The 11,343-nt window shown below is 35.2% G+C and carries 5 protein-coding genes; 3 read left to right on the top strand and 2 right to left on the bottom strand.

Annotation, left to right across the window (positions count from 1 at the left end):
* Window positions 1-178 precede the first annotated feature (178 nt).
* Together FFR48_RS19965 and ftsH2 are read right to left on the bottom strand one after the other, a co-directional pair.
* The gene (locus FFR48_RS19965) at window positions 179-544 is read right to left on the bottom strand and encodes a hypothetical protein (protein ID WP_137668589.1); all 366 of its coding nucleotides are present in this window, start codon (window positions 542-544) and stop codon (window positions 179-181) included.
* 173 nt (window positions 545-717) lie between these two features.
* Window positions 718-2,604, bottom strand: coding sequence for an ATP-dependent zinc metalloprotease FtsH2 (gene ftsH2 / locus FFR48_RS19960; protein WP_137668588.1), 1,887 nt, complete (start codon window positions 2,602-2,604; stop codon window positions 718-720).
* 803 nt (window positions 2,605-3,407) lie between these two features.
* Between ftsH2 and FFR48_RS19955 the strand changes: the two genes are divergently transcribed.
* From FFR48_RS19955 to FFR48_RS19945, 3 genes are all read left to right on the top strand, one after another.
* On the top strand, window positions 3,408-4,667 hold the full coding sequence (locus FFR48_RS19955) for an AAA family ATPase (RefSeq protein ID WP_137668587.1): 1,260 nt from the start codon (window positions 3,408-3,410) through the stop codon (window positions 4,665-4,667).
* Between the two features lie 257 nt (window positions 4,668-4,924).
* The gene (locus tag FFR48_RS19950; RefSeq protein ID WP_137668586.1) at window positions 4,925-8,110 is read left to right on the top strand and encodes an ABC transporter substrate-binding protein; all 3,186 of its coding nucleotides are present in this window, start codon (window positions 4,925-4,927) and stop codon (window positions 8,108-8,110) included.
* 102 nt (window positions 8,111-8,212) lie between these two features.
* Window positions 8,213-11,095, top strand: a complete 2,883-nt coding sequence (locus FFR48_RS19945) for an ABC transporter substrate-binding protein (protein WP_137668585.1) — start codon at window positions 8,213-8,215, stop codon at window positions 11,093-11,095.
* The last annotated feature ends 248 nt before the right edge of the window (window positions 11,096-11,343 follow it).

The raw sequence follows: 11,343 nt of genomic DNA, 5'->3' as shown, positions 1-11,343 counted from the left end.
CTCTTGAAATCCCAAAAAATGCACACTTTTTCCGGTATACCCTTCAAAACCCTTGCACTAATTTCTGTGTTTATCAGCCTCTAACCTTTGATATATCAAGGTTTTAGGTTTATTCAGCAAACCCTATTTAGATTCAATGTAAAATTGAATATTAATGTCAGTGAATTGTTTTAAAGTATTAGTTTGGGTTAAGAGACGCTGCTATTTCTTCATCAATTTCTGCATCTGTTAAAGGATGAAAAGCTTGTAATTCCTGGGTTTCTTGACATAATTGACTAAATTCCTCAGCTAATTTCTGTCTGTGGGGATCTGGTTGATAATTCCTTTTTAGTTCCTGCATCATTTTAATTTTCTCCTCCAGTAATTTTTGTGCTGGTTCTCCCGAAAGAATTGTAATTTTTTGACTTTCTTGATTGAGATTTTGTTTTTCTGCTAATACTTTTAAAGCATCAGTAATCACTTCATTAGGTGTTTTATATTTACCTGTTTTTAACTGTTCCTGCAATAACTTCTCTTGTTCTGAATCCAAAATAATTTGTATCATATTTCTTACCCTGTTACCAGTTTTCTATAATTATAACCATCAACATTGAGTTATTTTGTTGGGTTGCGCTTTCTTTGTACCCAACCTACGGATCTGCGGTTTATTATTCCCAAAAAAATAGGGACAGTTGACACCATCCCCATTAATTTCCTAATATTTAAAACTCAAAACCCTTACAGTTGAGGAACAAACTGTTGCTTATCAGGTACTTCAGTGTACTCAGCGACAATTTGCCGGAACTCGTCACCGTCAATGGTTTCTTTTTCAATTAACAGATCAACCAAGCGATCTGTAACTGCACGGTGTTCACGGATAATTCTCTTGGCGTTTTCATAACATTCTTCGGCGATCGCTCTCACTTGTGCATCAATACGAGAAGCAATAGACTCAGAATACTCGGATCTGGTTGTCCAGTCACGACCTAAGAACACTTCACCTTGTTGACTTTCCAAAGATAAAGGACCTAAGTCAGACATCCCAAACCTTGTTACCATTTGTCTGGCCATTCCTGATAACTGTTGCAAGTCTCCACCCGCACCAGTTGTCACTTCCGCAGCACCAAAAATTACTTCCTCTGCTGCACGACCACCCAAAGCACCAGTAATTCTTGCTTTTAGTTGCGAACGGGAAATTAAACCCTGTTCTTCATTGGGCATAAACCAGGTTAAACCCTGTGCTTGTCCTCTGGGAATGAGGGTAACTTTCTGTACAGGATCATGGTCTTTTAATAAAGTACCCACCAAAGCATGACCAACTTCATGGTAAGCAATTAACCGCTTACTCTTGCTGTCTACTAAAGGAGTACCTTCCATCCCTGCAACTACTCTGTCAACTGCATCATCAATTTCTAACAGGGTAATTGCTTCTTTGCGTCTTCTGGCGGTGAGAATAGCTGCTTCGTTGAGGAGGTTAGCAAGATCCGCACCACTGAAACCAGGGGTACGACGGGCGATCGCTTCTAAGGAAACACTCTTGTCTAATTTCTTGTTCCGTGCATGAACTTCGAGAATTTCCAAACGTCCTTTAATATCGGGAGCGTCAACTGTTACCTGTCTGTCAAAACGACCGGGACGCAATAGCGCAGAGTCGAGAACGTCAGGACGGTTGGTAGCTGCAATAATGATGATGCCAGTATTACCTTCAAAACCATCCATTTCTGTTAACAGTTGGTTTAAGGTTTGCTCCCGTTCATCATTACCACCACCGATACCAGCACCCCGTTGACGACCTACAGCGTCAATTTCATCAATAAAGATGATACAAGGAGCGTTATCTTTCGCTTTTTTGAACAAGTCGCGGACACGGGAAGCACCCACACCCACAAACATTTCTACAAACTCTGAACCTGAGATAGAGAAGAAAGGAACACCCGCTTCACCAGCGATCGCTTTTGCTAATAAGGTTTTACCTGTTCCTGGAGGTCCAACCAACAGCACACCTTTAGGAATTTTCGCACCTACTGCGGTAAATTTCTCCGGTTGTTTCAAGAAAGTAACAACTTCCTGTAATTCTTCCTTAGCTTCTTCAATTCCTGCCACGTCATCAAATTTTACGCCTGTTTTCGCTTCCATTTGGAAACGAGCGCGAGACTTACCAAAATTCATCGCTTGGCCAGGACCACCGGGAAGGTTATTAGAGCGACGGAACAAAAAGAATAAACCAGTAATCAACAACACTGGGAACAAAAGATTACTTAACAAACCCCAGATCGCGCCATCATTGCGGATAGGATGAGCATCAAAGCTAACGTTATGTTCTTTGAGTTTATTGATCAACTCAGGAGCGTTAACAGGTAAGTCTACTCTCCAGCGTTGAATGCGGTTTTCAATATCTTGGTCGTTAGCTTCGATAATTGCAGTTCTGCCACCATCGTACAAGTCTACACTGGTAACGCGATCAGCGTCCAAGTATTCTAAAAAGCGCCCATAGGTCATGCGGGTATTGGCTGCATTACGGCTGTTATCTGCTGGTTGACCGGCAAAAGTACCTTGCCAAAAGAAAAAGCCTATTACCAAGGCCAGCACAGACCAAAGTGCTACAATTCTCCAAGAAAATTTCATCTGTTAATTTGCCTCTAGTACCAATATGACTACTTTTGTAACGGATGTTTATAAATCCATTTTGTAATTTCAGCCATGAGAGCGTAGTTTGCCTATGGCAGATTCGGGAAATTTTTCTAGAATCTTAATTAAATTTAACCTAATTCTCATACTAATACCAATTGAAAATTCCAAATTAAAAGTTAAATCTTCCCAAAAGCTTATCTATCAAGGGTTTGGGGCTGATTTCTTTTTTGCTCTCCCTGATACTCATTTTACGCTAAACCCCACTGCATCATCAAATATATTTAGTTGGAATTATCTGCGTTTATCTGCGTTTATCTGCGTTTGTTTTTATTATAAAAAGTTAATTATACTTTATGATATAAAAAATACGAAAACACGGGGATTGAACCACGAAGGAACGAAGAAACGAAGGTAAGAGTTTTTAAAGAGGTTGTTTGTGATGGGTGATAGTGCGATCGCTGATATTGAAACTAATATTTCAAATATCAGGACTTACGCAAAAGGGAACGAAAGTAGGGGTAATTCATGAATTACCCCTACGCAAGAATAAGGTTTTCAGTCACATCTTACGTAAGTCCTAAAATATGATAGATTTCTTGTAGAAATTGCGATGAGGTCTTCATATCCCACTATTAACCCATATATTCTCTGTGCTATAAAGTTTTATATAGAATATTGTATTTTAATTGGCTGCCTGTAATCTGGGCAACATTTAGCTAGTCGTGATGTAATTTGCAGTTTCCTAGTAATATCCTCATATATACAAATATTTTTTTTACAAATCCAGGCTAACAACCATGTTCAATCCCTTTTTTCCCGGAAAACCAGTTCCCCCAGAACATTTTGTGGGACGCACATCAGAAATTAACTTTGCCTTTGACCAAATCTGTAACCGCGGCCATTTTGCCATTTGGGGTGGTCCGGGGATGGGCAAAACCTCATTTTTAAGGAAACTCGCTTCTGAACAAGCACTAAGAGAACATGGCATAAAGCCATCTGAAGTTGTGGTTGTATTACTCTACTGCCAAGATATTAGGGACTTTACACCTGCTGGTTTTTGGCAAGAAATCTTAAATTTGCTACATGAGCAATTAGATAATGAACCGCAATTACAAGCTGAAATTAAACCCTTACTAGAAAAACCAGCCACAAATCGCATTATCCGCCAAGCATTACGCAAATTAGACCAGAATGGTAAATTTTTATTACTGTTAATAGATGACTTTGATACAGCTCTGGTAACACATAAACAATACACTGAAACAGAAATGGAAACATTTTTGGCAGAATGTCGTAATTTGGCGGTTCATGCAGAAGAAAGTCAATATCTATCTATGATTGTGTCCTCACTTCAACCCCTAAGCGAACTGCAACCGCAACTTAACCCTCATGCTTCTCCTTGGTACAATCACTATTTATTTCAATCCCTGAAACTATTTAATACTAGCGAATTGGTGCAAATCTTGAATATTGTTAGACCTCCAACATTACGGGGGGAAATTATCAATATTACAGGCGGACATCCTACTTTAGTACAAATCGGTGGATTTTTAATATATGGAGAAATGCAGCGACGTAATGATGCTAATGTTGAATCATTTTCTCAGGGATTTGAACGTGATACTATACATATTTTTGAATTAATTTGGCAAAGATGTAATCCTACAGAACAGCTTTTATTGATGCTGATAGCCTTGCTAGATCTGGATGGTCGTATCCAGGATACAAGATTTAATTTAACAGGCATAGGAAGAATTATGACTCAGCATGAACGTATTTTAAGCAAATTAGAAGATAGAGGTGTAATTACTTCCAGTATTACGGATTCAGGAAAGTTGTATTCCTTTACTTCACCACTAATGAAAAAAAGGGCAATACAGGAAATATTAAATACATCGGAACAATTCTTTGAAGAGAACAAAGTAGTATTTCTGAATCTCATTAGTCATAAACAATTGGCTCAAGTTAAAAATTTCGTAACTTGGTTAACACAGAATCCTGATACAGTCAAAACCGTGTTAGATTGGATTCCGAAACTATTACCATTCTTGCCTTAATAAAATTCTTAATCATCTAAGTTGCTAGTTAGGTAAAGTATTTTCATTAGGATGTCCAAGATTAAAGGATTCACAGAATAACAACGGAAGTTTTCTGAGAATTATCCATTACCAGCCTCAACTAAATAACTAGCAACTTAACTGAATAGGGAAGTTCTCCTAATCTTCTCTATTAACTATATTTGACATAACACATTATTAATCTAATGTGGAGTTGATAAAATCTTTTCAATAGATGATAAAATCAATATACAATTATGACTAATCTACCTAACCTACCTCCTAATCCTTACATCATAGGCCGTCCGATTAGAGAGCCAAAAAATTTTTTTGGGCGGGAATATTTATTTTCTCTGATTGCTGATAGTCTTCCCCAAAATGCAAAATTAATTTTATTGTATGGACAAAGACGCATTGGTAAATCTTCTGTACTTAATTTAATTCCTCAAAAAATTGGTAGTGATGAATTTATTTTCATTAATTTTGATTTTCAAGATAAAGAAAAATTATCCAATAATCAAATTTTATCGGACATTGCCCAGAAAATTTTAGAAAAACTAGAATTACCACAAGATAACAATGATGTTTTAGAACATTTAGCAGAAAATATACAACAAGATTTTCAAACTTTTCATCGTGAGTTTCTACCTCAAGTTTATCTAAATATAGGTAACAAAAAAATAGTTCTTCTTTGGGATGAATTTGATGTTTTAACTGAAAGAGAGAATGAACAAGAAACCGGAAGATTTTTAGAGTATATAATACATCTATTGAACATAGATCAAAGATTATTTATTATTCCCGTTGTAGGGAGACATATCAATAGATTAGAAACCTTAGTTTCTTTTTTTAAGCAAGCAACCTATAAAGAAATTGCTTTGTTGGACAAAGAGAGTACCCAAAGGTTAATTACTAAACCAGCAGAAGGTATTTTAACATATCAACCAGAAACCATAGATACCATCTTTAATATATGCGCCGGAAGTCCCTATTTTACCCAAGTTATTTGCCACACTATTTATGGTCAGGTACGTGATAACTATCGAATAAATCCCAACAATGATTTGTTGACTATCACTCCTCAAAATGTTGAAAATGTTATAAACCAAGCAATCGAAGCAGGAAAAGGTGGTTTAGCTTGGTTCTGGGATGGATTGAATTTGCAACAGCAAATAATTATTGCAGCCGCAGCAGAGGCTCAAGAAATGGCGATCGCAAACAATCAATCTGTTATTGAAGAACCACTAACATTATTAACCAATGCCTATAGTATAGTAATAACACAAGATTTAACAGACGCATACGAACAATTATTTGAGTATGGTTTTTTAGATGAGACAAAACGGCTCGTAAAAATAGAGTTTGTCCGTCTTTGGCTAGTGAAAGAACATCGCTTAAAAGATGAAATTACTCACTTGGAGGAAATTAACCAGGAATATGTTAATGATATTTTGTCATTGGCACAAAAGTATCCTCAAAACTCATTAAGTTTTTATCAGCAAGCCTTAACAGCTAATCCTAATAATTTTCAATGTGTTATTTCCTTAGCTCAAGAATATTTGAACATACAAAATATAGATGAAGCTAGTAATCTATATAAACGAGCCTATCAATTTTATTCTAAACTTAATCATCATCAACAAGAATTAATTGTACAACCTTTACTAACACTAGCTCAACAAAAATCACAAGGTCAGGATTTTGAGCAAGCATTAGAAATTTGTACAATGGCTTACGAAATTGATAGTGAACAAAGTAAAGATATTCTAATAGAAGTAAGAGAAGATTATGGACATGAATTAATACTTAACAGAGAATGGGTTAAGGCAGAAGAACAGTTTACGCTTGTTTTACAAATTGATTCTAACAGGAAATCATCTAAACAAAAATTAGCAGAAATTCAAACTCTGAAATCTAGAACGGATCTTAAAGTTGCAGATAAAAATTCTGCATCTGTCAATATTAATACTAATCAAATTTCAACCTGGCTGAACTGGGGTTTAAGATTTGGAGGATTTCTAGGAGGATTAGCTATAATTTTGCTTCTGGGTTTTGGTGGTTATACAGTATTTTTTAGCAAGCCTTGTCCAACAGGGGAAAAAAAAGAATTTGGGTTTTGGTGTGTAGTAGATAATAGTAGAATTAGTCGGGGCGATCGCACTTTCTTCCCTAACATTATCAATAGGTTTCGTGATCAAGGTATTCAAGCCTTCAAAAAAGGTGATTATCAGCAGGCTGAGAAGTTATTTAAACAAGCTGTAGAAGCAAATCAAAATGATCCAGAAGTGCTTATTTATTATAATAATTCTCTCGCTCTTCAACAAGGTTCTCCTTTTACTTTCGCGGTAGTTGTACCAATAGATAATAAAAATACCAGTGAGGGTCAAGAAATATTACGTGGAGTAGCAGCAGCACAAAATCAATTTAATCAGAATAAAGGTTTCAATGGTAAATTGCTAGAGATTGTGATTGCTAATGATGGTAATGCTAATAATGGGAATACTAAAGATGGGAATACTAAATATGTAGAACAAGTAGCTCAACAATTAGCAAATGATTCTTCAATTTTGGGGGTAATTGGACATAAGTCTAGTGATGCTACAAAAATCGCACTACCAGTATACGAAAATGCTGGATTACCTATTATTTCTGCCACTAGCACCAGTATTTTACTCAAAAATCCAGTTTTCTTTAGATCAGTTCATTCAGATGAAAGTGCAGGTCAGAAACTAGCCAACTATGCTTATAAGCAACTGAAATTAAAAAAAGCCGTAATTTTTGCTAATCCTAACAGCCCATATAGTAACAGCATCAGAGAGGTATTTACAAATACGTTTGAAAAATTAGGAGGTGAGGTAGTTCGTAAACCCCTAATTGATTTAACTGCTACCACCTTTGACCCAGAAAAAGAAGTTGCCAAAAGTGTATATACTGATAAAGCAGAAATTGCTCTTTTATTTCCAAGTACAGATACAACTGATATCGCCATTAAAATTGCCCAAAAAATTACCAACAGAAATGCAAGATTAAAAACGCAAAATTTTCCCATACAAGAAGTAAAAATGTTAGCTGGAGATACCCTTTATAACTATTATCCAACCATAGAGAGCGGTGGAAAAGATGTAGAAGGTTTAATAATTGCAATACCCTGGTTTAGAGGAACACCAGCAGCAGAAGAGTTTGCTAAAAAATCAAAAGAACTATGGGGAGGAGATGTTAGTTGGCGTACAGCTACTAGCTATGATGCTACACAAGCATTTATCAACGCTTTATCAAACAATGCCTCTCGCACAACAGTATTAGAAAGATTAAAAAATGTTAATCTTCCTGCAAATGAAACATCAGGCTACCCATTTCAGTTCACAGAGGACAGAGAGCGCCAGGGAGAATCTATTCTTGTAAAAGTTCAGAACGGTAAATTTGTAGAAATTGAATCGAGATGATTAATTCATTTGGCGGATCTACTTATAGAAATATTATAGAAATTAAGTTAAGATAGTTCATCTGACGGATGTTAATTGGTGTTTTAGAGGTACGATGGAAATATGAATACTTCTTTCAAGCCTCAAAGAAATCCTTATGTTCTTGGCCGCCCAGTTAACCAAGCGTTGTTATTTGGGCGGGAATCGCTATTTGTGGATATTAGACACTATCTCCAACAGCATAAACAAGTAATAGTATTATACGGACAAAGACGCATTGGCAAGTCATCTGTTGTGCGTAATATTACTAATCAATTACAAGATTTGCAAGAGAACTTTGTTTTTGTGACATTCAGTTTAGAATATTATTCTCAACAATCATTAGGTAGAATCTTAGCAGAATTAGCAAAAGAAATTATAAGCGACTTGTCATTAGAACAAGAGAATATAAAAATACCCGAAATTACAGACCTAGAGTCAAACGATGGCGTTTTTTCCAAGGAGTTTTTACCGCAAATATATCAAGCCTTAAACGGCAAAAATTTAGTTTTATTACTAGATGACTTTGACATATTCATAAATAAACATACAGAAATATCATTAAAACTATTTTATGAAAATTTATTTTCGATAATTCATAATACCCAAAAACTTTTCGTAATTCTATTAATGGATAAAAAATTATTCAACATTTCCAAAAAAATTAGGAGTTTTGAGAATATAGTTACTGTTAAAGAAATTAAGTTATTAGATCAGAATACGACCACAAATTTAATTAATCAACCAGCCCAAAATATACTTGAGTATGGAGACGACGCGATTCAAGCTATTTTTAAGCTATCAGCAGGACATCCCTATTTTACTCAAGTAATATGTTTTGCTATTTTTAGTAGAGCGAGAGAAAATAATAAATTGGATGATAAAGTTCAAAAGGAAGATGTAGAAGCTATTATAGACAAAGCTATTGAATTAGCTGAAGCTGGGTTATCGTGGTTTTGGGAAGAGTTTTCTATCCTCGAAAAAATTGTTTTGTCAGCAGTTGCAGAGTCTCAAGAAACCTCAGAAGATTATTTAGATTTAATTAAAGCAAATAAAGCTGATCTAGATATTAATCTGATCATAAAAACGAAAGAATATTTAAAAGAGAATGAGTTTTTAGAACAAACAAAAGATGAAAAAGTTAAAATAGAATTATTCCGTAAATGGATTAGACAAACTCATCCACTCACTGAGGAAATTGGTGCATTAGAAAAATTGACTCAAAAAGAAACGCAAAGTGATGCACAATTGCCAGAAGAAAATATAACAGGACTTACGCAAAAGGGAACGAAAGTAGGGGTAATTCATGAATTACCCCTACCCAAGAATAAGGTTTTCAGTCATATCTTGCGTAAGTCCTATATAAATGAAAACAATAATATGGAACTATCTCAAATTATAGCTCAAATTATAGAGAATACAACAACTAACACAAGTAATATTCATTACGAGATTGAAGATAGGTTCTTTGCTAAACCTTACGAGATTGCAAATCAAACTACAAGTAATCATGAGGTCAATCACGAAGTAAATACACGTCAAAAAAAGCCACCGATATTAATAATAATTATTCTCGTATGTTTATCTGTTTCTACTAGTATTATATTAGCTACGATTTATCATTTATATACTCAACCTTGTCCAGCAGGAGAAAAAAAAGAATTTGGGATTTGGTGTGTAGTAGATAATAGCAGAATTAGTCGGGGCGATAAAACCCTATTCCCCAACATCACCAATATCCCTCGTGATCAAGGTATTCAAGCCTTCAAAAAGGGTGATTATCAACAAGCTGAGAAGTTATTTAAACAAGCTATACAAGCAGATAACACTGATGTCGAATCCAGAATTTATTATAATAATGCCTTAGCCCGTCAAAAAAGTTCTCCTTTTACTTTAGCAGTAGTTGTACCAATAGATAGAGAAACTAATAATATTGCTCAAGAAATATTAAGAGGTGTAGCCCAAGCGCAGAATCAATTTAATCAAAATAAAGGATTAAATGGCAGATTACTAGAAATAGTTATTGGTAATGACAGTAACAACTCTAATAAGGCTAAAGCAGTAGTGAACGCAATCATTAAAGATTCATCTATCTTAGGGGTAATAGGACATAATTCTAGTGACGTTACTAAATCTCTACTACAAGATTACGAAAAAGCCAAACTAGCAATTATTTCTCCTACTGCAACTAGCGCAGATTTAAAAAGCTCTGTTTTTTTTAGAGTAGTTGATTCTGATCAAATTACTGGTCAAAAATTAGCTAATTATGTTTCCAATAGTTTGAAATTAAAACAAGTCGTAATTTTTGCCAATCCTGAAAGTGCCTATAGCAAGAGTATTGAAGCATTTACCAATGATTTTCAAAATCAAGGAGGTGAAGTAGTTAAAAAATATTCATTTAACTCTAGTTTCTTTGGTGATGATATTGATGAAAGTATCAATACATATAAAGCAGAAGCAGCGATGCTATTTCCAGATACGAAAAATACTGGTAAAGCTATTGACATTGCTAAAGCAAATCTAGATTTTTATAAAAATAGGCCTGATCAACAAATGTTACAGTTGTTAGGAGGGGATACTCTTTATAGTTATGAAACCTTAATGCAAGGTGGAGAAGCTGTGGAAGGTATGATCTTATCAGTTCCTTGGTTTAGAGGAACACAAGAAGCACAGAAATTTGCCAAAGAGTCACAGCAACTATGGGGAGGAGATGTTAGTTGGCGTACAGCTACTAGCTATGATGCTACACAAGCATTTATAAAGGCTTTATCAAACAATGCGTCTCGTCAGACAGTATTAGAAGGATTAAAAGACGTTAATTTGTCTGCAAATGAAACATCAGGTTATCCGCTCAAGTTTACAGATAACATGGAGAGAGATGGAAAACCTGTTCTTCTAGAGGTTAAGAATGGTAAATTTGTGCAAATTGATGAATCACAAGCTAGTTTACTCGATTCTCCAGAATAAGCTCGTCTTAACTTAAAGTGATGGCGAATGATGTAATAAATTACAGATAATTGCTATTGTTCATCCTTGTGCATCAATGGACGTAAACCATTTAATCTGGCTACTATAGGAGAACCATTATGTAGGGTTTGCTGAATAAACCTAAAACCTTGATATATCAAAGGTTAGAGGCTGATAAACACAGAAATTAGTGCAAGGGTTTTGAAGGGTATACCGGAAAAAGTGTGCATTTTTTGGGATTTCAAGAG

Source organism: Sphaerospermopsis reniformis (assembly GCF_005402885.1).
Taxonomy (GTDB): Bacteria; Cyanobacteriota; Cyanobacteriia; order Cyanobacteriales; family Nostocaceae; genus Sphaerospermopsis; species Sphaerospermopsis kisseleviana.
The sequence above is the reverse complement of the archived record's forward strand: the minus strand, read 5'-3'. Positions and strand labels throughout refer to the sequence as shown.

Coding starts and splice junctions, on each gene's coding strand:
- FFR48_RS19965 (WP_137668589.1), bottom strand. CDS start 544: ATGATACAAATTATTTTGGATTCAGAACAAGAGAAGTTATTGCAGGAA.
- ftsH2 (WP_137668588.1), bottom strand. CDS start 2,604: ATGAAATTTTCTTGGAGAATTGTAGCACTTTGGTCTGTGCTGGCCTTG.
- FFR48_RS19955 (WP_137668587.1), top strand. CDS start 3,408: ATGTTCAATCCCTTTTTTCCCGGAAAACCAGTTCCCCCAGAACATTTT.
- FFR48_RS19950 (WP_137668586.1), top strand. CDS start 4,925: ATGACTAATCTACCTAACCTACCTCCTAATCCTTACATCATAGGCCGT.
- FFR48_RS19945 (WP_137668585.1), top strand. CDS start 8,213: ATGAATACTTCTTTCAAGCCTCAAAGAAATCCTTATGTTCTTGGCCGC.